This window comes from Haloarchaeobius ordinarius (genome assembly GCF_051801355.1).
In the GTDB taxonomy this organism is placed as follows: Archaea; Halobacteriota; Halobacteria; order Halobacteriales; family Natrialbaceae; genus Haloarchaeobius.
Genome location: NZ_CP196560.1, coordinates 647,829 through 674,051, shown reverse-complemented (window position 1 = coordinate 674,051; position 26,223 = coordinate 647,829). Strand labels below are relative to the sequence as shown.

The window sequence follows — 26,223 nt, the reverse complement described above, 5'->3', positions numbered from 1 at the left end:
ACGTCCGAAAGTCTCCTCTCCAGCGCAATAAAATACCAGCCCTCGGACACGTGTCTCAGTCCGCTGCACTCCCGCGTTCGGCCATCATCCGCGCAGCCCGCGTCGCCCAGTCGCCGCGCCAGAAGCCGATGGTGACGAGTATCGCCGCCAGTCCATAGTATCCGATGATACCGCCGTAGGCTCCAAGGACGCCGTAGCCGAGTGTCACCCCGACGACGTAGCTGAAGCCGAGGAAGAACACGAGCAACCCGGCGATTCGGGCGACGAAGGGGGTGCGCGTCTCGCTTCCGCCTTGCAGGCTTCCCGAGAACACGACGAACGTCACGAGCGCGGGGGCGGCCAGCCCGTAGGTCCGGGCGAAGTCGACCGCGTAGTCGACGGTCACGGGGTCGCGGGTGAAGATTCGAACGAACAGGGGCGCACCGACGACCAGCACGAGCCCGATGCTCCCGACGGTCACGAGGCCGAGCAGGGCGGTCGCGAGCCCGTTCTCTCTCGCACGCTCGGGGTCGCCCTCGCCGAGCGCCTGGCCGACGACGACGCTCGCGGCGACGCTGTAGCCACGCGAGAGCGGCCCGGTCACCTGCTGGTAGAGCCGGCGGCCGACCTGGAAGGCGGCGTTGACCTCAGTGCCGAACCCGAGCAGGAGGGCGTTGAACGGGAACTCCGCGAGGGTGTCGGCGAACCCCTCGACGACGCGGGGGGCCGAGACGACGACCAGCTGACGGGCGATGACTGGATTCGACGGGCGGGCGAAGCCGGCGCTCGTTCCGCCGACCCACATCACGGCACAGAGGACGACCGCAGTGAACACGTTGCTGGCGGCGGTCGCGGCACCGACGCCGACGATTTCGAGGCGCGGGAGGCCGAGCAGGCCGAGGCCCAGCACGACGCTCCCGACGATGTTCAGTCCGTTCGAGACGACGTTGACGTACATCGGCGTCCGGGTGTCGCCGGTGCCCTGCAGGGAACGAGCCGCGATGAGCGACACCTGTCTGGCGGGTGCGGTCGCGAAGACGATGGCGAGGTAGGTGCCGCCGAGGTTCGCGACGCTGTCGGATGCACCGAGCAAGGCGATGGCCTCGCGGCCGAACAGGAACCCGAAGACGACAAAGGGGATGCCGGCGACCAGCCCGAGCAGGATGGCCTGGGTGACTGCCTCGTCGCGGTTCGCGGCGGCCCTCGCGCCGGTGTCCTGGCTGGAGAGGGCGATTGCGCCGCCGCCGAGCCCGAGCCCGATTCGCAGGGGGAAGCGGGCGTAGAGGTCGGCGAGACCGATGGCGGCGATGGCGGCCGGCGAGAACAGGCCGGTGACGATGATGTCGGTGGTGCGCATCGCGGTGCGGAACGTCTGCTCGACCATCACGGGCCACGAGAGGCCGAGGACGCGCCGCCACACCGCCACCAACCGGCCACGGTTCATGGTCGGGATTCCCGGCCTCGGGTCTTTTACCCGTCGGAAGCGGAAGGGGCCACATGGACTGCTTCGTCTACGGGACCCTCACCGACCCCGGCCGCGTCGGCGAGCTACTGGACGACTGGACGTTCGGCCCCGACGTGGTCTTGCGGGGCGCACACCGGGTCGAGGGGGCGTACCCGACGCTCGCACCCGGCGGCGAGACGACCGGTCGCATCCTCCGGACCGACGAGGTGGCGGCGCTCGACCGCTACGAAGGCGTCGACCGCGGGTTGTACGTCCGGGTGTCGGTGCCGTGGGGCGACGACGGCGGAGGGGAGTCGAGCGAGACTGTTCAGGTGTACGTCGGGGACCCGTCGAAACTCGGTGTCACAGCCCCCGTCACGTGGCCCGGCGAGGGGACCTTCGAGGAGCGCGTGGTGAGTGCGATTCGCGGGAGCTGTGCGGTGGTCGAACGCGACGGCTGACGACCGGCTGACGACCGTCAGACACGTCATCGAGGGCGACGCTTGCTGTCGATTACACTTTCACTCTGCTTGGCTGGTGTTTATATGGGTCCCGCCCAGTTCTTCACCTGCACGTCACACGCGTGCTCTCCCGTATTCCCCTTTCGGACCACCACCTGTGAGCCACTGGTGTACCCGGTCGGCCCGCCCGCGGGTGCGTTCGGTCACTGGGGTAGAATCTTCGTGCGAAAACCATTAACAACGGGCGCTCGGAGGTTCAGGTATGCTCGAACTCGACGACGTGTTGGAAGCGATGCCCCGGGTCCGCGAGACCTCGCGGCACACACCCATCGAGTACTCCCACACCTTCTCCGATATGACGGGAGCCGAGGTCCACCTCAAGATGGAGAACTTCCAGCGGACGGGGTCGTTCAAGATCAGAGGTGCGACAAACCGTATCATGACGCTTTCGGATGACGAGAAATCTGCCGGCGTGGTGACGGCCAGCGCCGGGAACCACGCGCAGGGCGTCGCCCTCGCGGCGACGCGCTCCGGCGTCGACGCGAAAATCGTCATGCCCGAGTACGCGCCCATCTCGAAGATAAAGGCCACCCAGAGCTACGGGGCCGAGGTCGTCCTCTACGGGACCGACTACGACGAGGCCGCCGAGAAGGCCCACGAACTCGAAGCGGAGGAGGGTCGGACCTACGTCCACGCCTTCGACGACCCGTACGTGATGGCCGGCCAGGGGACCATCGCGCTGGAGATTCTGGAGGACCTCCCCGAGGTCGAGACCATCGTCGTCCCCATCGGTGGGGGTGGCCTCATCTCCGGCATCGCGACCGCAGTCAAGGCCAAGAGTCCGGAGACCCGCATCGTCGGCGTGCAGGCCGAGGGGGCCTCGAGCGTCGCCCAGTCGCTCCAGAAGGGCGAACGCTTCGAACTCGACAAGGTCGACACCATCGCGGACGGTATCGCGGTCCGCGGGCCGGGAACCCAGACCTTCGAGATAATCAAAGAACGGGTCGACGAGGTCGTCACGGTCTCCGACCCGGAAATCGCGATGGCCCTGACCTACGTCCTCGAACGCGGGAAGACGCTGGTCGAAGGTGCGGGCGCGGCCCCGCTCGCGGCCATCCTGTTCAACAAGTTCGACTACGACGAGGGCGAGGTCGTCGTCCCGGCGATGTGTGGGGGCAACATCGACCTGAACATGCTCACGACGGTCGTCATGCGCGGCCTCGTCGCCACGGGCCGGTACGTGAAGATAAAGACAGTCCTGCGGGACCGCCCCGGGTCGCTGGAGGAACTGCTGCACATCATCGCCGAGAAGAAGGCGAACATCTACGCCATCCAGCACGACCGCACCTCCCGGCAGATCGGGATGGCCGACACCGAGGTCGAGGTCGACCTCGAAACCAGAGGACACGACCACGTCGAGGAACTGCTGGCGGCGATTCGGGAGGCTGGCTACGAGGTCGAGGTACTGGTCTGACGGACGGGAGCACTCTGGACGCTCTCACAGGACCCGGTCCACCTGGCGTCCCTGGAATCGACCCGTGCTGAGATACATAGCCGAACACGTCGGGACCAAAACACTTCTGCGTCGTCGAACGATACTCCGACCATGACGACCGAAACGGCCGATTCTCCCGAGGAGACGGTCACCGATTCGGCGGTGCGTGGGATGGTCGAGACACTCGAACCAGACTGGCGCATCGAGTCCATCGAACGGAGCCCGCACGGGACCGACTTCGTCGCCATACTCGACGTTCGCACACCGGCGACGGACCGACGTGTCGTCCTCAAGGCGACGACGGCTGAGTTCGTCGACCCGCCCATCGCCCGGTCGGAACCCCGGTTGCTCCATCTGGTCGGGCAGGAGACGACCATCCCCGTCCCCGAAGTATTCGGCTTCTGTGACGACCACGAGGCGTATCCCACGCCGTTCTACATGATGGAACACGTCGACGGCGAGAACTTCGAGGGGGAGCCCGAGGGCCTCTCCGTCGACGGTCGGAAACGACTCATCCGTGAGGCCGGGCGGAACCTCGCTGAACTCCACGAACTCGGCCCGCTTCCAGCCGCAGGGAAGATCGGGGTGCAGGACGGGGAGCTGACCGTGCTGGACACGGACGAGCACCCGCGGTACGACGACCTCCGCGACATGGTCCTCACAGAGTGTGAAGAGACGCTGGACAGCCTCGCCGACGGTGGCTTCTTCCCGGACCTCGCGGACGACCCGTCACGGTTCGCCGACCTCGTACCCCCGCTCCGTGAGTACCTTCGGGAAGAGATTTCGGCGCTGTCGACACCCGAGGACCCCACGTACTGCCACTGGGACTACCGGCTCGGGAACCTCCTGGTCGACCCGGAGACGGGCGAGACACGGGCGGTGCTCGACTGGGCGAACCTCTCTGCGGCCGAGCCAGCGTACAACCTCGCGCAGACGGAGTTCTACCTGCTCTCACCGGAGGCCGACGGCCCGGAGCGGACGGCGGCGCTGCGCGAGACGTTCCGGACGGCCTACGCCGACGCCCGCGACGGGTGGTCGTTCGACGACCCGACCTGCAGGCGGATGGAGGTGTATCGCCTCGGCTGCCGGCTCGGGGCGATGGCCTGTCTCCCGCTGTGGTACCAGAACGTGTCTCCCGAAGCGCGGGACGAGCGGGCGGCGGAACATCGCGCGTTCGTCGAACAGTATCTCTGAGGCGGCTACTCGGGAAGCGGGTACTCCTTCTGGATTGCGGCGTACTGTACCGTCAGGAACTGCTGTCCGAACAGCCACATCTCGTGGGTCGCCACGATACTCGCGTCCTCGACTGCTGGTTGGGATGCTCTCGATGCGCCCGCGGGCCAGACCCGGAACCGCTGTTCCATCGGCAGTTCGAAGGCCCCGACCGGCGTCACGAGGTAGAGCCCGGGGTCACCCGACGCGTCCGTCGTGAGTTCCACGGCACCCGACTCCCCGAGGTGGCGAATCGACAGCACCGTCGAGAGGTTCGCGCCCGGTAGGGGGACGCCGATGTTGACGAACTGCTCGCCATCTCGCTCGTGAGTCGCGTACATCGCAGTGAACACGCCTTCGCCGGTGTCGTGGTCGGTGCGGACCCACGCCCGGGCACCATCGCGGGGGTCGACGGCCGGGTTTAGACGCTCAAGGTGGTTCGTCAGGTGCCGGGCCCGGGAGTCGCCCGGCGCGGGCAGGTTCAACTGTTCGAGGTACCTCGTCAGGAGACTCGCCAGCCACGCGCCGGTGCGGAAGGGGCGGTGCCACTCGGCGGTCAGGACCATCTCGTAGTCGGCGGTGTGCTCGTAGAAGTCTCGCACGTCGGCGGCGACCCGACCGGGGTCGAACTCCGGCCTGGCGAAGTCGTCGAGGTCGTCCATCTCGCCGGGGAGTTCCTCGCCCGTCCCGACGCCGGCGCGCGCGACCCAGTCAGGACCGATTCGCCCACGAGACGAGAGCGGACAGAGCGGAACCTCGGTGACACGCGCCGCGAGAAGTCGGCCGGTAGCGAGCGCGAGCGCAGCGATTCCGGCGAGGAGGACGAGGACGCGGCGGGCCGTCCGGGACGGGTGCTGCATCAGGTGAGGAAGTCCAGGGGAGCCCTGAAAACCCCGCCGGTTCCCGGTCTTCGAGAATCGGCCGGGCGGTTGTATGAGAGGTCTCCCTAGAAGCGGATAGCGACCGTCAGCCGCCCGTCGGTCGGTGGTATCCCCAATGGTAGACCCGATACTCGCAAGCAGACTCCAGTTCGCACTGACGACCATCGTCCACATCATCTTCCCCGTGATGTCGATGGGTCTCGCACCGTTTCTCGTCTACTTCACCTGGAAGTCGATCCGGAGCGAGGACCGACTCTGGGACCAGCAACGCCGGTTCTGGACGAAGATATTCGCCGTCTCGTTCGTCGTCGGGACCGTCACGGGAATCGTCCTCGAGTTCGAGTTCGGGACGAACTTCGCCGCGTTCTCGACCGTCGCCGGCGAGCTCTTTGGCGGCCCGCTCGCGGTCGAGGGGATGATGGCGTTCTTCCTCGAAGCCACCTTCCTCGGCGTGTTCGTCTTCGGCCGCGAGAAGGTCGGTGACGCCCTCTACATGGTGTCGGCCGTCGCAGTCGGCGCGGGGACGTGGCTGTCGGCGGTGTGGATTCTCATCGCCAACTCGTGGATGCAGACCCCGCGCGGGTTCGAGCTGGTCCAGCAGGGTGGCCAGCCTATCGTGACGCTGGTCGACCCGTGGGCCGCCTACCTCAATCCGCGGTTCCCCTGGCTGTTCGTCCACATGCAGTCTGCGGCGGTCATCTCGGTGTCGCTGTTCATGCTCGGCGTCGCGGCGTACCACGTGTGGCGCAACCGCGACACCCGGTTCTGGCGCGTGACGATGAAACTCTCGCTGGTGACGTTGCTCCTGATGGCACCCTTCCAGGTGGTCCACGGGGACTCCTACGCCCGCCACGTCGCCGAGACGCAGCCACAGAAGTTCGCTGCGATGGAGGCGCAGTACGAGACGGAGGCACCGGCGGCTCTGCACGTCGTCGCCATCCCGACTGAACTCTCGGGATTCACCGACCCGCGGGCGGAGAACCTCTGGACGCTCGACATCCCGGCGCTCGCGTCGGTGCTTGCCAGTGGGGGTGACCCGACCCACGAGGTGACGGGGCTGAGCGAGTTCGAGGAGTCCCCGCCCGTCGCCATCGTGTTCTGGTCGTTCCGGCTGATGGTGCTCCTCGGCTTCTGGTTCGTCGGCCTCGCGGGCTGGGGTGCGGTCCGGTGGCGACAGGGGAGACTCTACGACGACACGCGTCTGCACCAGGCGATGGTCGGGTCGTCCCTGCTCGGCATCCTCGCGACCGAAGTGGGCTGGATCGTCACCGAGGTCGGTCGCCAGCCCTGGGTCATCCAGGGCGTCCTCCGAACCGAAGACGGCGTCTCACCCGGGCTGACCGGGTTCGAGGCGACCCTGACCCTGGTCGGGTTCGCGCTGGTGTACACCGGCCTGCTCGCGCTGTACAGCTACGTCGTCGTGCGAATCATCCGCGAGGGTCCACCCGAGGTCGGCACCGGCGAGGACGAGCCGAGACCGAGCGACCGGCCCGAGGTGCCGGCCCCCGAGGGGGTGGTGGCCGATGACTGAATACCTGTTCGGCCTGCCTCTCCCCGCGGTCTGGTTCGGTGTGGTGTTCGCCTTCCTCGGAACGTTCCTGTTCCTCGACGGGTTCGACTTCGGGGCCGGGGCGCTGTTCGCCACCCGCGAGGACGAGACCGAACGCGAGCACGTCCTCGCGGCCATCGGGCCGTTCTGGGACGGCAACGAGGTCTGGCTCGTCGTCTTCGGCGGGGCGCTGTTCGCCGCGTTCCCCCGTATCTACGCGACCCTGTTCAGTCGGCACTACCTGCTGCTGTTCGGCGTGCTCGGGACGCTCATCTTGCGCGGCCTCGCCCCGGAGATGTACGAGCAACGCGACGACGCGGCCTGGAAACGCTGGTGGGGCCGCGCATTCGTCGTCGGCTCCATCGGCTCGCCGTTCCTGCTCGGCACGTTCACCGGGAACTGGCTGCTCGGGACGACTTTCGCCCCCGAATCGCTCGTGGTCGGCCTCGCCGTGGTCGCACTCACGGTCGTGACCGGCGCGGCGTTCCTCGCGATGAAGGTCGACCATCCGGCCCCGGCGATGGCTGCCGAGTTGCGCGAGTGGGGGCTGCGGGCGGTCGTGGCCTATCTCGGTCTCGTGGTGGTGACGCTTGGCGCACTCGCACTGCGACCCGCGGTCCGCGAGGCACTCCTTGCACCCGTTCCAGCCGTGCTCGTCGTGGTGTCGGTCCTTCTCGCTGGTGGCTACGCGGCTGCTCTGCGCCGCGAGCGCGACCTGCCCGCGTTCCTCGCCGCCGGTGGCCTCACGTTCGGCCTCGTCGGGCTGGTCGGCGTCCTGCTCTGGCCCGCGCTCGACCCCGCGACCGGAATCACGGCCGCCGAGGCCGCGGTCTCACCGCTCTCGATGAACATCCTGACCGGCGCGTCGGCGTTCCTGCTCCCGATGGTGCTCTCGTACTTCTACGTGCTCTACTCGACGTTCGCGGGGCCGGTCGAGGAGGGCGGGTACGGGAGTCACTGAGACGTTCCCGGAAATCTGTCGGCGTCGGCGCACACAGCTATTTCTCGCCGGCGCGCGAGTCACCGGGCGTGAACGAGGAACACTTCCAGAAGCTGGAAGGGATGTACGACAACGCCCCGGTCAACGACTTCTACGACCCCGAATTGACCGTCCGCGAGGGTGAAGCCGAGGTCGTGACACCGGTCGACGAGTCGCTGTGTCACGCGCTGGGGAGCGTCCACGGGTCGGTGTACTTCAAGGTACTCGACGACGCGGCCTTCTTCGCGGCGAGTTCGCTGGTCGAGGACGTGGCGGTGCTCACCACTGAGTTCAACATCTACCTCGAACGGCCCGTCTCGGCGGGTGAGATTCGCGCCGTCGGCGAGGTCGTCAACGACAACCCGCGCCAGCTCATCGCCGAGGCGGTCGCCTGGGACGGTGATGGTAACGAAATCGCCCGCGGGAGCGGGACGTTCCAGCGCAGCGGGATGGAGTTGACGCCGGACGTCGGGTACGAGTGACGATGGAGAGCGCGGAAACGTTGCCGGGAAGTCGGGGGTTTTTAAGACGGCGGCGGTCGTCGCTCCCCACATGAAGCGCATCATCAGCACGGACGAGGCTCCGGCCGCGGTCGGGGCGTACAGTCAGGCGACGACGAACGGCGACATCGTGTTCACTGCCGGCCAGATTCCGATGACACCGGACGGTGAACTGCTGGACGACGAGTCCATCACGGTCCAGACGCGCCAGGCCCTGGAGAACGTCAGCGCCATCCTCGACGAGGAGGGCTGCACCATGGAGGACGTGCTCAAGGTGACCGTCTTCATGGACGACATCAGCGACTTCGACGAAATGAACGACGCCTACAAGGAGTACTTCCTCGACAACCCGCCGGCCCGCTCGGCGGTCGAGGTCGCGAACCTCCCGAAGGGCGTGGGCGTCGAGATCGAGGCCATCGCGTCCAGCGAGTGAACGCGAGAGTCAAATCGGCCCTGCTGTGGGGCGCTGTCGGCCTGTTCGCCTTCCTGGTGCTCTACCAGGGCTACGTGGCGCTCGGGAACGACGGTGTGGGCTTCCTGCCCGCGCTTGCGGTCGCCCTCGGTGTGGGTGCCGGGGTCGCCGCCGGGGCGTACCTCGGCGAGATTCGGCTGCTCTCCCGGGGACGATAGACGTTCGCACACTGTCCGACGAAACAAAGCCGTTAAATGCAACACCCGGTAACTGACGGGTGAAGCCAGGATGGCCGAACGGTAAGGCGCACGCCTGGAAAGCGTGTTCCCTTTCGGGATTCAGGGTTCAAATCCCTGTCCTGGCGCTCTCAGGATTTCACCGTCACGAGCACCCAGCTCGCGGTGTTGCGAGCAGTCGTGAAATCCTCCACGCCCGAGAAGGGATTCGAATCAGGGAGGTCGCGCGCATCGCAGTGAGCACGTCCGACCGTGGTTCAAATCCCTGTCCTGACGCTTCTCACCGATTCACGCCCGACGAGCGCCGTCCCGCCCCCAACCCCTTCGTTTCCGGTGGAACTTTGAGTATCAGGGTGTGTTCACCGATTCGTCTCGACCGCCGGGTGGCTCCTGTTTTTGTGGTTCCCGCGCGTACGCCTGCGCATGTGTGGTCGCTACAGTCTCTTCGTGACACCGGACGAGCTGGAAGGACGCTTCGGCGTCTCCGTCCCCGCAGATTTCGGGCCGCGGTACAACGCGGCACCGCGACAGGACCTGCCAGTGATTCGCGCCGATTCTGCCGCAGAACTCACCCGGGCGAACTGGGGGTTCGTCCCGCCGTGGACCGACGACCCGGACGACGCGCCCCGGCCCATCAACGCGCGGTCTGAGACGGTCCACGAGAAACCGATGTTCCGGGACGCGTTCGCCTCCGCGGGGACCGACCTCGTCACGTCGGGCCGGTGTCTCGTTCCGGCGGACGGGTTCTACGAGTGGAAGCAGACGGGCGAGGGGAAGCAACCGTATCGCGTGACGCTTGCGGACGAGGAGCCGTTCGCGATGGCCGGACTCTATGCAGTCTGGGAGGGCGTCGAGAAGCAGACCGGGCTGGACGCCTTCGCAGGCGGGGGGAAAGCCGAACCGGAGCCGAAGCGAATCGTCTCGTTCACCGTCTGTACGACTGAGCCGAACGACCTCGTCGCGGACCTGCACCACCGGATGGCCGTGATGGTCCCCGACGGCGAGGAGGAGACGTGGCTGCACGGGGAGCCCAACGAGGCAGCGAACCTGTTCGAGCCCTACCCGGCCGACGAGATGCGGGCGTACCCGGTGTCGACGGCGGTGAACGACCCGGCGAACGACTCACCCGCGGTGGTCGCAGAGCTCGGGGCGGACTGAATTCGGGCTGGCCCCGACCGGTCCCGTCCGACCGGCCAACTATTCTATATAAATGGCCGTGTTCGGCAACGAGATTGCCGGCTCGTGGTTTGGTAATGATGTGCATGATTCACTGGTAGATGGGCCACTGTACTGCGATTTGTCTGCTTCTTTGCCGGGGTCCGGTAGCCCCGTCGCTGACTCGATTACCAAGGTTTTATATAGAAGCACAATCAATGCCTCGACTGAACATGAGCCAGCGAATGCAGCAAGGTCAGCCGATGATCGTGATGTCCGACGACTCCCAGCGTGTCAAAGACCGTGACGCGCAGGAGTACAACATCCAGGCGGCTCGCGCAGTCGCCGAGGCCGTGCGTTCCACACTCGGCCCGAAAGGGATGGACAAGATGCTCGTCGACTCGATGGGTGACGTCACCATCACGAACGACGGCGTAACCATCCTGAAGGAGATGGACATCGACAACCCGACGGCCGAGATGATCATCGAGGTCGCCGAGACGCAGGAAGACGAGGCCGGTGACGGCACGACGACCGCCGTCGCCATCGCGGGTGAACTCCTCAAGAACGCCGAGGACCTCCTCGAGCAGGACATCCACCCGAGCGCCATCATCAAGGGCTTCCACCTCGCCAGCAAGCAGGCTCGCGAAGAGGTCGACGACATCGCAGAGCGCGTCGACGCCTCCGACGAGGACCTCCTGAAGAAGGTCGCCGAGACCTCCATGACGGGCAAGGGCGCCGAGCTCGACAAGGAGCACCTCGCACAGCTCATCGTCGACGCCGTCCAGTCCGTCACCGTCGAGGGCCAGGTCGACATGGAGTACCTCAACATCGAGACCCAGACCGGCCAGCCCGCCTCCGCCTCCGAGCTCCTGAAGGGCGCGGTCATCGACAAGGACCCGGTCCACGACGACATGCCCAAGACGGTCGACGACGCGAAGGTCCTCCTCCTCAACGAGGCCATCGAGGTCGAGGAAGCCAGCGTCGACACCGAGGTCAACGTCACCGACCCGAGCCAGCTCCAGCAGTTCCTCGACCAGGAGGAGAAGCAGCTCAAGGACAAGGTCCAGGCCATCGTCGACTCCGGTGCTAACGTCGTCTTCTGCCAGAAGGGCATCGACGACCTCGCACAGCACTACCTCGCGAAGGAGGGCATCCTCGCCGTCCGCCGCGTGAAGAAGTCCGACATCCGCTTCCTGCGCGAGATTCTCGGCGCGTCCGTCGTCTCCGACCTCGACGACTTCGACGCCTCCGACCTCGGCGCCGGCTCCATCAGCCGCGACGACGAGGACGAGCTGTTCTACGTCGAGGGTGCCGAGAACGCCCACGGCGTCACGCTCACCCTCCGCGGCTCCACCGACCACGTCGTCGACGAACTCGAGCGCGGCGTCACCGACGCCCTCGACGTCGTCGCCCAGACCGTCTCCGACGGTCGCGTCGTCGCCGGCGGCGGTGCCATCGAGGTCGAAGTCGCCTCGCGTCTCCGCGACTACGCCGACTCCGTCGAGGGTCGCGAGCAGCTCGCCGTCGAGGCGTTCGCCGACTCGCTCGAACTCGTGCCCCGCGTCCTCGCCGAGAACGCGGGTCTCGACTCCATCGACATCCTCGTCAACCTCCGCTCCGAGCACGAGAGCGGCAACAAGCGCGCCGGCCTGAACGTGTTCTCCGGCGACATCGAGGACACCTTCGACGCTGGCGTCGTCGAGCCCGCTCACTCCAAAGAGCAGGCGTACACGTCCGCCACCGAGGCCGCGAACCTCGTCCTCAAGATCGACGACATCATCTCCGCCGGTGACCTGAGCACCGACAAGGGCGACGACGAAGGCGGTGCCCCCGGCGGCATGGGCGGTATGGGCGGCATGGGCGGCGCTATGTAAAATCGGCTAGCGAGTTCACAGCCCACCCACCACCTGACGCCTGAACTGCACCGTAATCGACCTCGTATTCTCGGGTCGCTACACCCCGTTTTTCGTCTGTCATCCCACACCTTCTTCCCACCCGTCGGTACACGATTCCCCGGCGAACCGGAACAATCAGGCTCCTGTTCGATACCGTCCGAGACGTATCTCTATCTGGGGAAACACCATGGGATTCAGGAACCATCTCCACGTCTGTCAGCACTGCGGCGTCGTACACGCGACCTCGTCGTCTACTGGCCCGCGCCGCTGTGCCGTCTGTGACGACCGCGACTTCTCGGAGTACCACCCCGAGAACCACGTCGAGTGGAAGCTGTTCGGCGACTTCAAACATCGAATCGGGAAGAAGTCCGTCGACATCGAAGTAGAAGACGGCGCGACGGTCGGGGACGCCCTCGACAGGTTGCTCGACGCGTACCCGGTACTCGAGGGGGAGGTGTTCGACGATGCCGGGAACCTCCAGCAGGGCGTCCACCTCGTCCTCAACCACGACGACGTCACGGTCGACGACGACCGGTTCGCGGCGCGGCTCCACGACCACGACGAACTCGGCCTGTTCGCCTCCGTCGCCTGACCTGGCGACCGGCATCCGACGGCGGTTCCCGGTAGCGGACTCCGAAACGGGTGCGTCTACGGTTTCGCCGTACCTGCCGAGCGCTTTCGCGCCTTCTCGACCGCGTCGACGCGGTCGGCGGCGCGCTGTAAAGCCTCGGGGTCGTCGTCTATCTCGATGTTCGTGACGAGTCGCCCGTCCGCGGCCGCCTCGTGGGCGGCCTGGAGTGCGGTGAACACCTCGCCGACCGTTTCGGCCTCGACGATGGTGTCCATCCCGGTCGTCTCGTAGGTGACGCCGGTCTCCTCCAGCGCGTCGAGCGCGCGGGCGATGGATTCGGACATGTGCGATTCTCCGACGGGCAGTATCTCGAAGCGGGCGATGACTGACATGGCTGTGGTGTGGTGCGGTGTTCTCGCGAACGATTCCGAGTTAGCATACACCACGACGGCCAAAATCGCTTTCTTGGGCATTCGAGACGCCTCACTCTGGAAGGGTTTGGGTGACGAGCCGGCGGGCTCCGAGCAGTTCCCGAACGAGGCCGACTCCGACGTCTCGGTGAACGACCGGCGCACGCTCGTCCCGGAGAGGTCACCACCCGAGGTGGTCCGCCTCAGGTACGGGACCCCCGAGAGCGACGTGCGGGGCTCCTTCGAGGTGCACCCAGGGTAGTGTGACTGATGCGGGGTCGGTGCCGATACACCGATAGCGCTCGCTGGTAGGTGCGCTGTTGGAAGGAACGTCAGAGACACTCGGCCGGGCCTTACTCCTCCAGGTCCAGCTCGAACTGCTCGTTCTCACACACCGGGTTCAGCACGACGGAGGTGTTCGATTCCTTGATTTCGGGGTCGGTGAGCAGTCGCTTGATCTGGGTGTTCATGCCGTCGGTATCCTCGAACTTCCCGATAGCGATGACGTCGTAGTCGCCGGTGACCTCGTAGACGGAGACCATCTGTTTCTCCTGTCTGAGTCGTTCGGTCACGTCGGGGAGCGCGCTCCCCTCGACCTTGAGCTGGAGGATGGCGGTGACGTCGTAGCCGAGCTGGTCGTAATCTATCTTCGGTGTGTACCCGCGAATGACGCCTTCCTCTTCCAGTGCGGAGACGTGATTCGAGACCGTCGTCACCGAGACGTCCAGTTCTTCTGCGAGGCTTCGGAGGCTCGCATCGCCGTTATCGAGTAGCGCATTCACCAACTTCGCGTCGAGATTTTCGTACGTCATTACGTCCACCCTACGTCTCCAGCCATTAGAATTTTACGAATATCCAGTTTCGGTGGGAGGGGGGTAGAATTGCGTATAACAGTAGGGTTTTTGTAGTGGGGATAGTTGGATTACGCGACCAGAAAGATGACAAGCGGAAACCTGTCTGCGGAAGAAGAAGCGGTCATCGAGCAGATCGAAGAACAGAACGTCGACTTCCTGCGCCTCCAGTTCACGGACATCCTCGGTACCGTGAAGAACGTCTCCGTCCCGGCCAGCCAGGCCGAGAAGGCGTTCACCGAGGGCATCTACTTCGACGGGTCGTCCATCGACGGCTTCGTCCGTATCCAGGAGTCCGACATGCGCCTCGAGCCGGACCCGTCGACGTTCGCCATCCTGCCGTGGCGGAACACGGAAGAGAGCGCGGCCGCGCGTCTCATCTGTGACGTGATGGACACCTCCACCGGCGAGCCGTTCTCGGGCGACCCGCGTGGCGTCCTCAAGCGCGCCATCGAGCGTGCCGAGGACATGGGCTACGACATCAACGCGGCCCCCGAGCCGGAGTTCTTCCTGTTCGAGGAGGACGAGGACGGCCGCGCGACGACGAAGACCAACGACGCCGGTGGCTACTTCGACCTCGCGCCGAAGGACCTCGCCCAGGACGTCCGCCGTGACATCATCTACGGCCTCGAATCCATGGGCTTCGACATCGAAGCCTCGCACCACGAGGTCGCCCAGGGCCAGCACGAGATCAACTTCACGTACGACGACGCCCTGTCGACGGCCGACAACGTCGCGACGTTCCGGTCCGTCGTCCGCGCCATCGCGGCCGAGCACGACCTGCACGCGACGTTCATGCCCAAGCCCATCCCGCGCATCAACGGCTCCGGCATGCACACGCACATCTCGCTGTTCCAGGGCGGCGAGAACGCATTCCACGACGACGACGACGAGTTCAACCTGAGCGAGACGGCAAAGCAGTTCGTCGCCGGTATCCTCGAGCACGCGCCGGCAATCACGGCGGTCTCGAACCCGACCGTGAACTCCTACAAGCGCCTGGTGCCCGGCTACGAGGCACCCGTCTACGTCGCGTGGTCCGACCGCAACCGCTCCGCGCTCATCCGGAAGCCGGCCGCCCGCGTCCCGGCCGCCAGCCGTATCGAGGCTCGCTTCCCCGACCCGTCCTGTAACCCGTACCTCGCGTTCGCCGCGCTCATCCACGCGGGTCTCGACGGCATCGAGCAGGGTCTCGAGTGCCCGGACCCGGTCCGCGAGAACATCTACGAGTTCGACGAGGCAAAGCGCGAGGAGTACGGCATCAACACGCTGCCGACCAACCTCGGCGAGGCAGTCGACGCCCTCGAGGAGGACGAGGTCATCGGCGACGCGCTCGGCGAGCACGTCTACGAGAAGTTCGTCGAGGCCAAGCGCGCCGAGTTCAAGGACTACCTCGTCGACGTCTCCGACTGGGAACTCGACCGCTACCTCGAGACGTTCTGAGACCACGAAGCATATAATCGCTCGTCGGCTTTTTTCAGGTGAATGGTCGAATTCGCGTGGCTCACAGATGCGTCCATCTCGTTCATCGCGAGCTACGGGTTCCTCGCCCTGTTCGTCTTCGTCGTCCTCGAGACCTCGTTCATCCTCCACTTCATCCCGAGCGAGGTGGTCATCCCGCTGGCCGCGCTGTTCATGATAACGGGCCCGGCGTCGTTCGCGCTGTTCGTCGCCGTCTCCGTCGTCGGCGGTGTCATCGGGAGTCTGCTCTGTTACTGGCTGTTCGGCGTCAACGGTGAGCGACTGATGCGACGCTGGGGCCACATCGTTCGGATGCCCGAAGACGAGATAGACAAGAGTAAAGCGTGGTTCAATCGCTACGGCGAGGGCTTGATGTTCTGGGGTCGGTTCCTCCCCGTCCTTCGGACGCCCATCTCCATCCCCGCGGGCTTCGCGGAGATGGACCTGAAGAAGTTCAGCCTCTACTCGGGTGCGGGCTGGGCCATCTACGTGGCCGCGCTCGCTGGCCTCGGATACTCGAACGGCGGCGAGACGCAGGCACCCATCGAAGTCGCGTGGGCGGCGGTGTGGCCGGTCGTGCAGGCCAACCCGGTCGCATCGACCCTGGCAGTCGGGCTGGTTACGGTTCTCGGTATCGTTGCGTGGCAGCGCCGGAAGGCGTTCCCGCTGTGAGGGCAGGCAACGACACGACGGTCACGGCACCGAGCACCGCGACGGCGAACGAGGCGAGCGGTGACCCTCCGGCGAGGAGCAACACGAGCGAGAGACCCCCGGCGACGACACAACAGAGCGCGAGCGGTCGCCACACCGCCAGCGACACGGGCCACGCCCTGCCGACACCAGTGTCTCTGTCCAGCCACTCCCAGGCGACGGCCGCCCCGAGCGACCAGCCCGCGGTCGCCATCGCCTGGCTCGTCGGGTCCGGGGCGGTGACGAGCACGGCGAGGGTGCCCAGTCCGGCCGCGAGCCAGAGTGCGACACGCGGTTCGCGACCGTCGAGAAACCGCGTCACGACGGCGAGATAGCTGACGCCGACGACGATGCCCGCAACCACGTCGCCCAGGTAGTGCACGCCGAGGTAGATGCGGGTGACGCCGACGAGTACGACGACGGTCACCGCACCCGCGTACGCCCGTCTCGTCCCACGAATCCGGGCCAGTCCGAGGTAGACCACGGTCGTCGCGAGGGCGTGGCCGCTCGGGAAGGCGTAGCCGCTGGACTCGGTCGCCAGCCGGTACGGGGCCCGTAGCAGGGCCGGGACCGCCTCGACCGGTACGGGTGGGCCGACCGTCGGTCGCGGTACGAGCAGGAGGTGTTTCAGGACGATGACCAGCGAGAACGAGGCGATACCGACCGCGAGGAGCTGGCCGCCCCGCTCACGGTCGGAGAACCAGTACGTGAGCACGAGGAGACCGACGAGGAACACCGGCGAACCGAGTTGCGTGAGCAGGCCGAGAAGGGGAGCGAAAGCGTCCGGAACGAGGGCGCGGACGACCCCGGTCGCCCATTCTCCGCGAGTCAGGACCGCCATTCCTGCACGCGGTCCCGGAGGCGGCCGGGGACGCCGAGGACGGTGAACGTGACCCCGACGATGACGAACAGGGTGTAGAGGCCGAGGACCGAGAGCCAGATGACCATCATGGCGAACACGACCCAGCCGTCACCCTCCATCTTCGGGGCGTACAGCAGGCCGAGGGTCATGGCGGTACCGTAGAGCAAGACGAGGTAGGGTCCCCAGCCGCGGGCGTGACCGCGGCGGAGCTTGCGACGGACGTAGCGTTTGAGGTCGGACTCGACCGCGTCCCTGTCGACGGTCCGTGATTCGATGTCCGCCTCGAACGATTCGAGCTCTTCGCGGAGTTCCGCGACGGAGGCCTTGCTCGCGCGCTGGCCTTCGACCTCGTCTTCGAGTTCGGCGAGGCGCTCGTAGAGGCGGTCGAGTTCGGCCTCGGCGTCGTCCCTGTCGGCTGGCTCGTCGTCACCGGCCTGAGGTCCGTCGTCGCCCGACGGGTCCGGGTCGGCTGCCGGGTCGATGTCGTCGCCACTGTCGGCAGGTTCGCGTTCCCCTTCGTCGGGCCGGTCGTCGTCCGTCGGCGGCTCGTCCTCAGACATCGTCTTCTGTCGGTTCTTCCTGTCGCAGGCCCGCGCTTTGAAGGTGCCGGTCCACGGTGGCTGACAGGTCCGGGTTCAGGTTCATCATCCGACCGGCGAGCACGGCGTTGAGCGTCGCACCGACGAGCAACACCAGCGCCCCGAAGTACAGCCACGTGACGAGCAACAGGATGGCACCGAAGAAGCCGTAGAGGGAGGCCGCGCCGGCGTAGCTGGCGTACCAGTTGAACACGACGCTCATGACGGTCCAGCCGGTGGCCGCGAGCAGCGCTCCGGGGAGCGCCTCGCGCCAGCCGACGTGCTCGTCCGGGAAGAGGTAGTAAAGCGGGTAGAACGCGAAGGCGAGCGCGAGCAGACTGATGGACGCGCTGATACCCCCCTCGAAGGGAACGTCACCGATCTGGACGAAGGTGACGACGGCGACGGCGACGAGCGCCGCGGCACCGACGGCCGCCAGCCCGAGGGAGGCGTCGACGAGTTTGTCGACCATGGAGTGGCCGTTCCCGTTCCCGTACACCTCCGAGAACGCCAGGTCCATGGCCCGGAACACCTTGAGGCCACTCCAGACCAGTACGAGTAGCCCCACGACGGTCGTGGCGGACCGCCCTTCGGTCGCGGTGAGGACCTCCAGTAACACCTCCTGACTCGCCGGCGTCAACACGTCGCCGGCGGCCAGCGTGACCTGCGTCGCCAGGTCCTCGCCGCCGATGCTGGTCGCGACGGCGACCGCGAGGACGACGAGCGGGATGAGGGAGACGAAGGCGTAGTAGGCGATGGCCGCCGCGAGGAACGTGAGTTGCTCCGCACGAGCGAGGGCGACGACCGCGAGGGCGACCGACTTCGCGCGCTGGAGGCGCGGTGGAAGGGACTCGTCTGATAGCAGAGACACGAGTGTCAGTACGGCGAGGAGCTACAAAAATGCCGGCCGACTTGATAATGGCTGGCCTCGCTCGGTCGCCGACAGGACTCAGTCGCTGGTGGCCTCGTGCATCTCCGGAATCGAGGCGTCGGTCTTGAACGCGGTCCCACCGTAGTGGGCGCGTTCGGCCTCGTACCCTGCCTCCCGGAGCGTTTCGAGGAACTCGTCCATGCCGCTGGCACCGCGGCCCCAGAGCTTGCACAGTTTGTGCTGGTCGTAGTGCGTCGGCTGGTCGAGTTCGCGTTCGATGGTCGTACAGAGTTCGCGGGCCTTCTCGGCGGTGCCCATGTCGTCGGTGACGCGGTCGCGGACCTGGGCGGTGAACTCGTGGTCACGATACGGGCCGAGCCAGAGCGGCCCTGCCTCGAGCAGGCGGTTCGAGTCGCACTCGGGGCAGGTTTCTGGGGGGTGGGCGATGAGCCCCGGGTCGGCCTCGCGGAACAGGCAGTCCTCGCAGTGGTAGAGGTGGCCCAACTCGTCGAGGCTCCGGTTCGCTGCGCTCGGCTTGTGGGTCAGGTCGAGGTAGGTGCGGACGTAGTGACTCGTCGCGTGCGTGAACAGCGGGTCGATGCCGACGTCGAACCGGGCTGCACTCCGGGCGAGCGCGCCGAGCAGGATGCGGACGCCCATCTCGGCGTGGTACTCGGTGTTCCGTGGGATGGCCGAGTACGACCGGATGCCGGACTTGAAGTGTGCGCCACAGAGCGGGGCGGTGTCGGTCGCCGTGATGCACGCGAGGTCGCGGGTGTTGGCGAACACGGTGTCGGCGAAGGGCATCGGCGTCCCGAACGGGTCGATGTCGGCCACGTCGACGTACTCGTCCCAGAGGTAGGCGTTCACGTCCCGGTGCAGGACAGTCCCCTCGAGGTCGTTTCGCGCGAGGTTCTCCCGGGCCAGCTCGACCGCCTCGGGGTCCACGTCGCACATGGTGACGTCCCAGCCGTCGGCGGCGGCCCGGGCTCCCCGGATGCCCGAGGCAGTCATCGCGTCCAGGTAGGTCGCGGCCCGGTCGTCGTGTTCGCGGTAGGCCCGCAGGACCGCGATCGTGAGGTCGCGATTCAGCTCCTGTCTGGGGTTGAAGAAGACCGACTCCGTCTTGCCCGACCCGTCCTGTTCGGGAACCGAGACCGTGACCTGCCCCTCCGTGACGTCCATACCTCTCACTCACCGAGGGAAGCCGTTAAACCGCTCGAAACGAGTGAGCGTACTCTTTATCCAATTCGGAATCCTCCCCTTACGTACGAGATGTCGTCGAGTGGCGGCGGAGAAACACGTCGAATCTCGGTCGTTCACGTCGACGACGAGCCCTCGTTCGGGGAGGTTTCGGCGACCTTTCTGGAACGGATGGCAGACGGGTTCGAGGTGACGGCCGTTACCTCGGGTAGCGAAGCCCTTGAACTGGTCGAGGAGGGTGTCGATTGTGTCGTCAGTGACTACGACATGCCGGGCATGGACGGGCTGGCCCTGCTCGCGAAGGTGCGCGAGGTAGACGCGGACCTCCCGTTCATCCTGTTCACGGGGAAAGGGTCGGAGGAGATCGCCAGCCAGGCCATCTCCGAAGGTGTCTCCGACTACATCCAGAAGGGCCGCGGGACCGACCAGTACACCCTGCTGGTCAACCGTATCCAGAACCTCGTCGCCCGCTATCGCACCGAGCGAATGCTCGCCCGGCGGTTGCACGCCATCGAGACGGCGAACGAGGGTATCGCCATCCTCGGCGCGGACGGTCACTACACGTACCTGAACCAGGCGTACGCGGAAGCGTACGGGATGGAACCCGACGACCTCGTCGGGAACCACTGGGGGATACTGTACGAGGAGCCCGAGGTCGAACGGTTCGAGCGAGAGATACTCCCCGAGATGGAAGAGACCGGCTCCTGGCACGGCGAGGCGGTCGGCAGACGGGCCGACGGCACGCTGTTCCCCGAATCCGTGTCGGTCGCGCTCTTGGAGGACGGTGGACACGTCTGTGTCGTCCGCGACCTCACCGAGGAGCGCGAACGTGACGCGTCCCTGCAACAGGAGCGGCTCCTGATGGACCGACTGTTCGAGACCAGTCCGGTCGGCATCGTCCTGGTGAACCCCGACCGGGTCATCGTCCGGGCGAACGACCGGGCGGGGACGTTGCTCAGGATGCACGTGGACGATATCGTCGGCCAGACGTACGACGACCCGTGCTGGGGACTGCTCACGGCCGAGGGCGAACGGTACCCCCTCGAGCGACACCCGACGTACCGGGTCCTCGAAGCCGGGGAGAAGGTCGTCGGCGAGCAGATGGTCGTCACCCGTGGTGACGGCGAGTGCTTCGATTGCAAGGTCAACGCTGCCCCGCTGACCGGCCCCGACGGGGAACTGGAGTACGTCGTCGTCATGTTCGACGACGTGACCGAACTCGAGACGACCAGACGCGACCTCGAGGTGGCCCTCGACCAACTGGCGGACGCGAACGACCTGCTCGAAGAAGAGCTGTACCCGGGACTCGGCATCGCCCGGAGTCACCTGCGGATGGCCGCTGGACGCGACGGTGACGGGAAGGCCCACGTCCTCGCCGCTCAGGGTGCCATCGAGCGACTGGTGCCGGTCGTCGACGACCTGGACGACCTCACCACTGCCGTGGACGCCGAGCAGGAGGTAGACGAGGACGAACACGACCACGGGCTAGCCCCCGGCCGTGAGTAAGAGTGAGGTGAGTGAACAGTCGAACGTGTTTTCACGGGGCCGTCCGTACGTCCGCGAGTGATTCGGGTGTTCACTGCCGGGTGGTCGCTGTGACCGACGAGGAGGCAGTTGCCGAGTGGCAACGCCTGCTGGAGGAGGCCGGTAGCCTGACGCCCGACGCTGTCAAACGCATCATGCGGGTCCACGGCGATCGGGGCCACCACGCCATCGAGGCCGTCTCGGAACGCCGCGTGAAGCAGTATCGCGATTTTACCGTCGTCGTCGGCTACGAGGACGAGTACATCGTCGAGGCCGGTGGCTGCAACTGCAAGGACGCCGAGTACAACCTCGACCCGGACGACCCGACCGAGCAGTGCTGGCACGCCCTCGCGGTCGCCATCGCCGAGCGGGTGGACGCGGTCGACCACCACGACATGTGGTACTCTGAAGTCCGGGAGTTCCTCTAACTGCCTGGCTGGGCCGTGTCGCCGCTGGTCGGACGTTTTTGTACCTCCTGTTCGTAGCCACGCCCATGGACCAGTTCCGACACCTCGGCGGGGCCTTGTTGCTGGCAGCAGCCGGGAACCTCCTGCTGGCGATTGCGACGCTGGTGGCGGGGGACGGGACGCTCCTGTTCGCCGTCTCGCAACTGGCGGCCGCGGTGTTGCTCGGGGTCATCGGCCTCTCCATCGCCACCGGGGACCACCACCGCGACTGGGCCAAAACGCCGCTCGGCGCGCACGGCCCCGAGGGCATCGCCATCGTGACCGCGGCCGTGGGTCTGGTGTTGCTGGCGACTGGGATCTCGAAACTGCTGGCGGTGCTGTGAGGGCGGGTCAGCCGCCCTCGCTTATTTATGTCGTCCACTGGAACCGTGACCGATGACCTCCCTGTCCCATCCCGCGAAGATCGTCGCGCTCGGCCTTCAGATGACGCTCTTTGGCACGTTCCTCGCCACGTTCAGCGGTGAGGCCGGTTCCGTCGGTCTGTTGAGCTTCCCACTCGCGGCGTTCGGGACACTCGTCGTGGGGTACGGCCTGCTGCTGTGAAGGTTTGGTGGAAAACGAGCTGTGGACTACTGCTCCGCGCAGATACCGACGAAGTTCCGCAGAATCTGTAAGCCGGTCTCGCCGCTCTTCTCGGGGTGGAACTGCGTGCCGAAGACGTTGCCGTCTTCGTTGGCGACGATGGAGGGGAACTCGACGCCGTACTCTGTCGTCGCGACGGTGGCGTGCTCGTCGTCGGGAGCCGCGTAGTAGGAGTGGACGAAGTAGGCGTACTCCCCGTCGATTCCCTCGACCAGGGGGTGCTCGCGCTGGACGTCGAGGTCGTTCCAGCCCATGTGCGGGACCTTCTGTCCCTCCGCGAACCGGAGGTTCGTCCCCGGAATCAGGTCGAGGCCGCGGACGTCGCCCTGGCCCTCGCGTTCGGCCTCTTCGCTGCTGGTCAGGAGCATCTGCATCCCGAGGCAGATACCGAACAGGGGCTGGCCACGCTCTGCGACCGCAACGAGTTCGTCCCGGACGGATTCGGCGTTCTCCATACCTTCACCGAACGCGCCCACGCCGGGGAGGACGACGCCGTCGGCGGCGGCGAAGTCCTCGGGGTCGTCGGATATCTCCACGTGTGCGCCGGCGCGTTCGAGGCCGCGCGTGACGCTGCGGAGGTTCCCGAGACCGTAGTCCACGACGACGACCGAGGCGAGCGTCTCGCGCTCGTCGGTGACGGACTGTTGACTCATGTCTCTCCCTCGTCGCCACGGCGGCAAGTCGGTTTCCTTTCCAATCGCCATTTCCAACAACTACTTAGAAGAAATTAGACTATGGATTAATAATAGTTAGATTTAAATTGCATTTGTCTGTACCGCTAAACCGATGCGTCGACGACGCTTCATAGAACTTCTCGCCGCGTCTGCGGTTGGCGGAACCGCGGCGGCACGAACCGGGCATGGCACCCTCACGTCGAGCGTAACAGCACTTCGGTTCCACTCCACCTGCAGTCTGTACGGCGCAGACGGCGGACCGCTGACCGACAGCACCGTCGTTCCGGTGTGGGCCGAGGACAGTGCGACCAACGACGACGCGGATTACGCGAACGACGCGTTCGTCTACTGGGACTGGCGACAGATTCCCCTCGTCGCGTCCGAGAACGGCGTCGTGGCGTTCGGGTCCGTCCTCGTGGACGACGCGAATCTCGACGGAACCTACGACAACGAACAGTTCGTCCTCAACGTCTGGGACGAGGAACTGGGCGGGTCTGGTACCGTCATCTGGGACGAGAGCAACGGGCAGTACTACGACCTCTCGAAGTTCTCGGCGTTCGAATCCGCCGCCGAGAGCGCAGGCTACGACGTCCAACCGTCGGACAACCTGCACAACGACCTTTCGGGAGCCGACGCGGCGGTCATCACGTCGCCGAGCGACGCGCTCTCGTCCGGCGAACTCGACAAGCTCGCACAGTTCGTCTCCGACGGCGGCGTGCTGTTCCTGCACGACCAGTCCGACTACAACGACTACGACGAGACGACCCACCTCAACGACATCACGTCTCGGCTCGGCGTCTCCTTCCAGTTCAACGACGACGAGGTCACCGACTCGACGAACAACGCCGGTGCGTCCTACGAGCCGACGACCACGGTGTTCGAGAGCGGCTTCGGCTACTTCGACGGGAGTTCGGGCGGCGGCGGCGGTGACGGCGGCGGCTCGGGCGGCGACGGCGGCGGCTCGCCCGACACCACGACGGTGACCATCGAGAGCCTCTCCGACGGGGACACGTTCGACGTGACGATGCCCGACGGGAGCGTCGAGAGCATCCGCGTCCTCGGTATCGACACGCCCGAGAAGGCGAGCAACCGCTCCGCCGAACGCCCGCCCGAGTGGGAGGGCATCGAGTCCTACGACTACCTCGCGACGTGGGGCGCGAACGCGACGGACTTCTCGAAACAGGCGTTCGACGTGGGCGACACCGTCGAAATCTTCTACGACGACAACGAGGGCCAGACCGACCCGTTCGGCCGGCTCCTCGCCTACGTCAAGTACGACAGGACCGGAGACGGCAGCCGCGACACGCTGTACAACCGGGAACTCGTCGAGCAGGGGTACGCCCGCGTCTACGGGTCCACGCTCACGAAGCACGACGAGTTCCGGAACGCCGAGGCGACCGCCCGGGCGAACGGGACCGGTCTCTGGGCCAACAGCGACCCGAACGCCTCGTCGGAGATTCGCGACGGCAGCTACTCGGAGCTGTTCTTCCCGAAGGCGGCCGAGGTCGAGACCAGTTCGGGTGCGCTCGCGGACTCGCGTGCCCCGGTGTACGACCAGTCCGGCGCGACGCCTCTGGTGGGCGTCGACTCGGGTGCCAGTGTGGCCATGGTCGGCGGCCTCACCATCGACGAGAGCTACGAGTCCGAGGAGGGCTACCCCGTCGACACCTCGCAGTACGGCAACTACCCGTTCCTCACGAACCTCGTCGACTCGCTCACGACGAAGACCGGCAGCATCGTCATCGACGGCGGGCACGGGCAGTTCGCGTCCGACGCTGCCCTCTCGAACGAGGACGCGGCGTACTACCAGCGGTATCTGGAGGGGCAGGACATCGCCTTCGAGCAGCGGAACGACCTCGCGACCGCGGACCTCTCGGGTGTGCGAGCAGTAGTCGTAACGACACCTTCGAGCACGTTCACGAGCGCCGAGAAGACGGCGCTCTCCGACTTCGTTGCAGGCGGTGGCGCGGTCGCACTGATGGGTGCGTCGAACGGCGACCCGACCGACCTCAACGACCTCGCAGGCGCGCTCGGAACCGACCTCCGGCTCGGGGGCGGCGTGCGAGATAGTTCCAACAACCTGAACGGTGACGACTCGGTGCCGACCACGAGTTCGTTCGACACCTCGTTCGGGCTGTTCGGACCCTACAGTTAATTCCGAACCGCTATTTTATTTTCAGGGGTTATTTTTGTTTTTTACTTCAGATAGTTACTAATGTAATCTACATAGTCGCACGTAGACAGATTAGGAACTTTTAAGGTCGACATCAAGAACTATGAATTGATTCGCTATGGAAAGTCGACGCGATTTCCTCAAGGCAGCAGGTGTGGCAGGGGCAGCGGCCCTCACAGGAACAGCAGGGTGCCTCGGTTCGTTCGGTGAACAGGCATACGGTGACGGCACGGTCCAGTTCATGATGTCCCCGTCCGAGCCGCAGAACTACATGAAGAAACAGTACGGCCCGATGCGGGACTACATCAGCGAGGAACTCGGCGACACCGCGGACGTCGAACTCCAGTACGCCGCAGACTACAGCGCAGTTCTGCAGGGCCTGGGCAGTGGCTCCGCAGACATCGCCGAGACCGGCCCGTTCGCCGCCGCACTCGGTGTCAAAGCCGACAAGGCCGAGATCGCGCTCCAGCGTCACGCCTACGGCTCCTGGGACTACACCAGCGTCATCGTCACGCGCGAGGACAGCGACATCGAGTCGCTCACCGACCTCAAGGGCAAGCGAATCGCCTTCGCGGACATGACCTCCGCCAGTGGCTCGCTCTACCCGCTGTACATGCTGAAAGACGCCGGCCTCAAGATCGGCGAGGCCCCCGTCAGCGACAACGGTGCAGACTTCACCGGTACCTGGTCCGGCCACGCCGAGGCGTTCAAGGCGCTGCAGGACGGTCAGGTCGAAGCCGCCGGTGTTGGCAAGTTCATCACGCAGGGTGACGACGGCTACGCAGAGGGCGTTCGCCCCGTCGTCGACTACAAGAAGAAGTACGGCAAGGGTATCCCGCGTGCCCCGATGATCGTCAGCCCCGACCTCTCGGACTCCGAGAAGGAGGACCTCGTCAACGCGCTCAAGGACGCGCCGGAGTCGGCCTACCTCGGCGCGAACGGCAAGCCCAACTCCGAGACCGACGCCGACAAGGAAGGCGTCGTCGAGGACGACCTCTGGTTCGACGGCGTCCGCCCGGCAGACCTCGAGACCTACCAGCCTGTCATCGACGTCGCCAACAAGCTCAACCTGAGCACCGACCTGCTCGACTCGGCATAATCGGTCGGT

29 protein-coding genes and 1 tRNA gene are annotated in these 26,223 nt (G+C 66.0%); 21 read left to right on the top strand and 9 right to left on the bottom strand.

Going from position 1 to position 26,223, the window contains the following annotated elements:
• Nucleotides 1-55: 55 nt before the first annotated feature.
• On the bottom strand, nt 56-1,423 hold the full coding sequence (locus tag ACSC1R_RS03560; RefSeq protein ID WP_439027696.1) for an MATE family efflux transporter: 1,368 nt from the start codon (nt 1,421-1,423) through the stop codon (nt 56-58).
• A gap of 53 nt (nt 1,424-1,476) precedes the next feature.
• Between ACSC1R_RS03560 and ACSC1R_RS03555 the strand changes: the two genes are divergently transcribed.
• The 3 genes from ACSC1R_RS03555 to ACSC1R_RS03545 all read left to right on the top strand — a co-directional run bounded on the left by ACSC1R_RS03555 (nt 1,477) and on the right by ACSC1R_RS03545 (nt 4,573).
• On the top strand, nt 1,477-1,884 hold the full coding sequence (locus ACSC1R_RS03555; RefSeq protein WP_439027695.1) for a gamma-glutamylcyclotransferase family protein: 408 nt from the start codon (nt 1,477-1,479) through the stop codon (nt 1,882-1,884).
• 262 nt (nt 1,885-2,146) lie between these two features.
• Entirely contained in the window at nt 2,147-3,358 is a 1,212-nt protein-coding gene (gene ilvA, locus ACSC1R_RS03550) for a threonine ammonia-lyase (protein ID WP_439027694.1), read from the top strand.
• Nucleotides 3,359-3,490: 132 nt separating this feature from the next.
• On the top strand, nt 3,491-4,573 hold the full coding sequence (locus ACSC1R_RS03545; RefSeq protein WP_439027693.1) for a phosphotransferase family protein: 1,083 nt from the start codon (nt 3,491-3,493) through the stop codon (nt 4,571-4,573).
• Nucleotides 4,574-4,578: 5 nt separating this feature from the next.
• Here the strand turns inward: ACSC1R_RS03545 and ACSC1R_RS03540 are convergent, their stop codons facing one another.
• Nucleotides 4,579-5,451, bottom strand: a complete 873-nt coding sequence (locus ACSC1R_RS03540) for a hypothetical protein (protein WP_439027692.1) — start codon at nt 5,449-5,451, stop codon at nt 4,579-4,581.
• Between the two features lie 136 nt (nt 5,452-5,587).
• Here ACSC1R_RS03540 and ACSC1R_RS03535 point away from each other — a divergent pair, with 136 nt between their 5' ends.
• The 9 genes from ACSC1R_RS03535 (at nt 5,588) to ACSC1R_RS03495 (ending at nt 12,793) form a co-directional block, all read left to right on the top strand.
• A complete protein-coding gene (locus tag ACSC1R_RS03535) occupies nt 5,588-7,003 on the top strand; it encodes a cytochrome ubiquinol oxidase subunit I (protein WP_439027691.1) in 1,416 nt (471 codons plus the stop codon).
• Nucleotides 6,996-7,982 (top strand): cytochrome d ubiquinol oxidase subunit II, encoded by a 987-nt coding sequence (locus tag ACSC1R_RS03530; RefSeq protein WP_439027690.1) that lies wholly within the window; start codon nt 6,996-6,998, stop codon nt 7,980-7,982. The genes ACSC1R_RS03535 and ACSC1R_RS03530 overlap by 8 nt, the downstream gene beginning before the upstream one ends.
• 68 nt (nt 7,983-8,050) lie before the next feature.
• The gene (locus tag ACSC1R_RS03525; protein ID WP_439027689.1) at nt 8,051-8,482 is read left to right on the top strand and encodes a PaaI family thioesterase; all 432 of its coding nucleotides are present in this window, start codon (nt 8,051-8,053) and stop codon (nt 8,480-8,482) included.
• A 70-nt stretch (nt 8,483-8,552) separates the two neighbouring features.
• Nucleotides 8,553-8,933 carry a Rid family detoxifying hydrolase gene (locus ACSC1R_RS03520; RefSeq protein ID WP_439027688.1) on the top strand — a complete coding sequence of 127 codons (381 nt, stop codon included), beginning with the start codon at nt 8,553-8,555 and terminating at the stop codon, nt 8,931-8,933.
• Nucleotides 8,930-9,130: a hypothetical protein gene (locus ACSC1R_RS03515; RefSeq protein WP_439027687.1), complete on the top strand. Its 201-nt coding sequence runs from the start codon at nt 8,930-8,932 to the stop codon at nt 9,128-9,130. The genes ACSC1R_RS03520 and ACSC1R_RS03515 overlap by 4 nt, the downstream gene beginning before the upstream one ends.
• Nucleotides 9,131-9,194: 64 nt before the next feature.
• Nucleotides 9,195-9,276 (top strand) — tRNA-Ser (locus tag ACSC1R_RS03510).
• Nucleotides 9,277-9,571: 295 nt separating this feature from the next.
• Nucleotides 9,572-10,306, top strand: a complete 735-nt coding sequence (locus ACSC1R_RS03505) for an SOS response-associated peptidase (RefSeq protein ID WP_439027686.1) — start codon at nt 9,572-9,574, stop codon at nt 10,304-10,306.
• A 242-nt stretch (nt 10,307-10,548) separates the two neighbouring features.
• Entirely contained in the window at nt 10,549-12,180 is a 1,632-nt protein-coding gene (gene thsB / locus ACSC1R_RS03500; RefSeq protein ID WP_439028753.1) for a thermosome subunit beta, read from the top strand.
• 208 nt (nt 12,181-12,388) lie between these two features.
• Nucleotides 12,389-12,793: a ubiquitin-like small modifier protein 1 gene (locus ACSC1R_RS03495; protein ID WP_439027685.1), complete on the top strand. Its 405-nt coding sequence runs from the start codon at nt 12,389-12,391 to the stop codon at nt 12,791-12,793.
• A gap of 56 nt (nt 12,794-12,849) precedes the next feature.
• Here the strand turns inward: ACSC1R_RS03495 and ACSC1R_RS03490 are convergent, their stop codons facing one another.
• On the bottom strand, nt 12,850-13,164 hold the full coding sequence (locus tag ACSC1R_RS03490) for a thiamine-binding protein (RefSeq protein ID WP_439027684.1): 315 nt from the start codon (nt 13,162-13,164) through the stop codon (nt 12,850-12,852).
• Between ACSC1R_RS03490 and ACSC1R_RS03485 the strand changes: the two genes are divergently transcribed.
• Nucleotides 13,154-13,444 carry a hypothetical protein gene (locus tag ACSC1R_RS03485; protein ID WP_439027683.1) on the top strand — a complete coding sequence of 97 codons (291 nt, stop codon included), beginning with the start codon at nt 13,154-13,156 and terminating at the stop codon, nt 13,442-13,444. The genes ACSC1R_RS03490 and ACSC1R_RS03485 overlap by 11 nt on opposite strands.
• Nucleotides 13,445-13,535: 91 nt before the next feature.
• Here the strand turns inward: ACSC1R_RS03485 and lrp are convergent, their stop codons facing one another.
• Nucleotides 13,536-13,994 (bottom strand): HTH-type transcriptional regulator Lrp, encoded by a 459-nt coding sequence (gene lrp, locus ACSC1R_RS03480; protein ID WP_439027682.1) that lies wholly within the window; start codon nt 13,992-13,994, stop codon nt 13,536-13,538.
• Nucleotides 13,995-14,120: 126 nt separating this feature from the next.
• Between lrp and glnA the strand changes: the two genes are divergently transcribed.
• Nucleotides 14,121-15,473 carry a type I glutamate--ammonia ligase gene (gene glnA, locus ACSC1R_RS03475; RefSeq protein WP_439027681.1) on the top strand — a complete coding sequence of 451 codons (1,353 nt, stop codon included), beginning with the start codon at nt 14,121-14,123 and terminating at the stop codon, nt 15,471-15,473.
• 42 nt (nt 15,474-15,515) lie between these two features.
• Entirely contained in the window at nt 15,516-16,163 is a 648-nt protein-coding gene (locus tag ACSC1R_RS03470; protein WP_439027680.1) for a DedA family protein, read from the top strand.
• Here ACSC1R_RS03470 and ACSC1R_RS03465 read toward each other — a convergent pair.
• The 4 genes from ACSC1R_RS03465 to ACSC1R_RS03450 all read right to left on the bottom strand — a co-directional run bounded on the left by ACSC1R_RS03465 (nt 16,111) and on the right by ACSC1R_RS03450 (nt 19,677).
• Nucleotides 16,111-17,022, bottom strand: a complete 912-nt coding sequence (locus ACSC1R_RS03465; protein WP_439027679.1) for a phosphatase PAP2 family protein — start codon at nt 17,020-17,022, stop codon at nt 16,111-16,113. The genes ACSC1R_RS03470 and ACSC1R_RS03465 overlap by 53 nt on opposite strands.
• Nucleotides 17,010-17,603 (bottom strand): ribonuclease BN, encoded by a 594-nt coding sequence (locus ACSC1R_RS03460; RefSeq protein ID WP_439027678.1) that lies wholly within the window; start codon nt 17,601-17,603, stop codon nt 17,010-17,012. The genes ACSC1R_RS03465 and ACSC1R_RS03460 overlap by 13 nt, the downstream gene beginning before the upstream one ends.
• Nucleotides 17,596-18,492, bottom strand: coding sequence for a YihY/virulence factor BrkB family protein (locus ACSC1R_RS03455; protein ID WP_439027677.1), 897 nt, complete (start codon nt 18,490-18,492; stop codon nt 17,596-17,598). The genes ACSC1R_RS03460 and ACSC1R_RS03455 overlap by 8 nt, the downstream gene beginning before the upstream one ends.
• A gap of 78 nt (nt 18,493-18,570) precedes the next feature.
• The gene (locus ACSC1R_RS03450; protein ID WP_439027676.1) at nt 18,571-19,677 is read right to left on the bottom strand and encodes a tRNA (guanine(26)-N(2))-dimethyltransferase; all 1,107 of its coding nucleotides are present in this window, start codon (nt 19,675-19,677) and stop codon (nt 18,571-18,573) included.
• A gap of 90 nt (nt 19,678-19,767) precedes the next feature.
• Between ACSC1R_RS03450 and ACSC1R_RS03445 the strand changes: the two genes are divergently transcribed.
• The 4 genes from ACSC1R_RS03445 (at nt 19,768) to ACSC1R_RS03430 (ending at nt 22,229) form a co-directional block, all read left to right on the top strand.
• Entirely contained in the window at nt 19,768-21,201 is a 1,434-nt protein-coding gene (locus ACSC1R_RS03445) for a PAS domain-containing protein (RefSeq protein WP_439027675.1), read from the top strand.
• 89 nt (nt 21,202-21,290) lie between these two features.
• The gene (locus tag ACSC1R_RS03440; protein ID WP_439027674.1) at nt 21,291-21,647 is read left to right on the top strand and encodes a hypothetical protein; all 357 of its coding nucleotides are present in this window, start codon (nt 21,291-21,293) and stop codon (nt 21,645-21,647) included.
• Between the two features lie 65 nt (nt 21,648-21,712).
• Nucleotides 21,713-22,009, top strand: a complete 297-nt coding sequence (locus ACSC1R_RS03435) for a hypothetical protein (protein ID WP_439027673.1) — start codon at nt 21,713-21,715, stop codon at nt 22,007-22,009.
• Nucleotides 22,010-22,061: 52 nt separating this feature from the next.
• Nucleotides 22,062-22,229 carry a hypothetical protein gene (locus ACSC1R_RS03430; protein WP_439027672.1) on the top strand — a complete coding sequence of 56 codons (168 nt, stop codon included), beginning with the start codon at nt 22,062-22,064 and terminating at the stop codon, nt 22,227-22,229.
• A 26-nt stretch (nt 22,230-22,255) separates the two neighbouring features.
• Here ACSC1R_RS03430 and hisH read toward each other — a convergent pair whose 3' ends face one another.
• Entirely contained in the window at nt 22,256-22,921 is a 666-nt protein-coding gene (gene hisH / locus ACSC1R_RS03425) for an imidazole glycerol phosphate synthase subunit HisH (RefSeq protein ID WP_439027671.1), read from the bottom strand.
• A 133-nt stretch (nt 22,922-23,054) separates the two neighbouring features.
• On the opposite strand from hisH, the gene ACSC1R_RS03420 reads away from it, so the two are divergent.
• Nucleotides 23,055-25,097, top strand: a complete 2,043-nt coding sequence (locus tag ACSC1R_RS03420) for a DUF4350 domain-containing protein (protein ID WP_439027670.1) — start codon at nt 23,055-23,057, stop codon at nt 25,095-25,097.
• Nucleotides 25,098-25,233: 136 nt separating this feature from the next.
• Nucleotides 25,234-26,214, top strand: coding sequence for a phosphate/phosphite/phosphonate ABC transporter substrate-binding protein (locus tag ACSC1R_RS03415; protein ID WP_439027669.1), 981 nt, complete (start codon nt 25,234-25,236; stop codon nt 26,212-26,214).
• Nucleotides 26,215-26,223: the final 9 nt, after the last annotated feature.

Coding starts and splice junctions, on each gene's coding strand:
- ACSC1R_RS03560 (WP_439027696.1), bottom strand. CDS start 1,423: ATGAACCGTGGCCGGTTGGTGGCGGTGTGGCGGCGCGTCCTCGGCCTC.
- ACSC1R_RS03555 (WP_439027695.1), top strand. CDS start 1,477: ATGGACTGCTTCGTCTACGGGACCCTCACCGACCCCGGCCGCGTCGGC.
- ilvA (WP_439027694.1), top strand. CDS start 2,147: ATGCTCGAACTCGACGACGTGTTGGAAGCGATGCCCCGGGTCCGCGAG.
- ACSC1R_RS03545 (WP_439027693.1), top strand. CDS start 3,491: ATGACGACCGAAACGGCCGATTCTCCCGAGGAGACGGTCACCGATTCG.
- ACSC1R_RS03540 (WP_439027692.1), bottom strand. CDS start 5,451: ATGCAGCACCCGTCCCGGACGGCCCGCCGCGTCCTCGTCCTCCTCGCC.
- ACSC1R_RS03535 (WP_439027691.1), top strand. CDS start 5,588: ATGGTAGACCCGATACTCGCAAGCAGACTCCAGTTCGCACTGACGACC.
- ACSC1R_RS03530 (WP_439027690.1), top strand. CDS start 6,996: ATGACTGAATACCTGTTCGGCCTGCCTCTCCCCGCGGTCTGGTTCGGT.
- ACSC1R_RS03520 (WP_439027688.1), top strand. CDS start 8,553: ATGAAGCGCATCATCAGCACGGACGAGGCTCCGGCCGCGGTCGGGGCG.
- ACSC1R_RS03505 (WP_439027686.1), top strand. CDS start 9,572: ATGTGTGGTCGCTACAGTCTCTTCGTGACACCGGACGAGCTGGAAGGA.
- thsB (WP_439028753.1), top strand. CDS start 10,549: ATGCAGCAAGGTCAGCCGATGATCGTGATGTCCGACGACTCCCAGCGT.
- ACSC1R_RS03495 (WP_439027685.1), top strand. CDS start 12,389: ATGGGATTCAGGAACCATCTCCACGTCTGTCAGCACTGCGGCGTCGTA.
- ACSC1R_RS03485 (WP_439027683.1), top strand. CDS start 13,154: ATGACTGACATGGCTGTGGTGTGGTGCGGTGTTCTCGCGAACGATTCC.
- ACSC1R_RS03490 (WP_439027684.1), bottom strand. CDS start 13,164: ATGTCAGTCATCGCCCGCTTCGAGATACTGCCCGTCGGAGAATCGCAC.
- lrp (WP_439027682.1), bottom strand. CDS start 13,994: ATGACGTACGAAAATCTCGACGCGAAGTTGGTGAATGCGCTACTCGAT.
- glnA (WP_439027681.1), top strand. CDS start 14,121: ATGACAAGCGGAAACCTGTCTGCGGAAGAAGAAGCGGTCATCGAGCAG.
- ACSC1R_RS03470 (WP_439027680.1), top strand. CDS start 15,516: ATGGTCGAATTCGCGTGGCTCACAGATGCGTCCATCTCGTTCATCGCG.
- ACSC1R_RS03465 (WP_439027679.1), bottom strand. CDS start 17,022: ATGGCGGTCCTGACTCGCGGAGAATGGGCGACCGGGGTCGTCCGCGCC.
- ACSC1R_RS03460 (WP_439027678.1), bottom strand. CDS start 17,603: ATGTCTGAGGACGAGCCGCCGACGGACGACGACCGGCCCGACGAAGGG.
- ACSC1R_RS03450 (WP_439027676.1), bottom strand. CDS start 19,677: ATGGACGTCACGGAGGGGCAGGTCACGGTCTCGGTTCCCGAACAGGAC.
- ACSC1R_RS03445 (WP_439027675.1), top strand. CDS start 19,768: ATGTCGTCGAGTGGCGGCGGAGAAACACGTCGAATCTCGGTCGTTCAC.
- ACSC1R_RS03435 (WP_439027673.1), top strand. CDS start 21,713: ATGGACCAGTTCCGACACCTCGGCGGGGCCTTGTTGCTGGCAGCAGCC.
- ACSC1R_RS03430 (WP_439027672.1), top strand. CDS start 22,062: ATGACCTCCCTGTCCCATCCCGCGAAGATCGTCGCGCTCGGCCTTCAG.
- hisH (WP_439027671.1), bottom strand. CDS start 22,921: ATGAGTCAACAGTCCGTCACCGACGAGCGCGAGACGCTCGCCTCGGTC.
- ACSC1R_RS03420 (WP_439027670.1), top strand. CDS start 23,055: ATGCGTCGACGACGCTTCATAGAACTTCTCGCCGCGTCTGCGGTTGGC.
- ACSC1R_RS03415 (WP_439027669.1), top strand. CDS start 25,234: ATGGAAAGTCGACGCGATTTCCTCAAGGCAGCAGGTGTGGCAGGGGCA.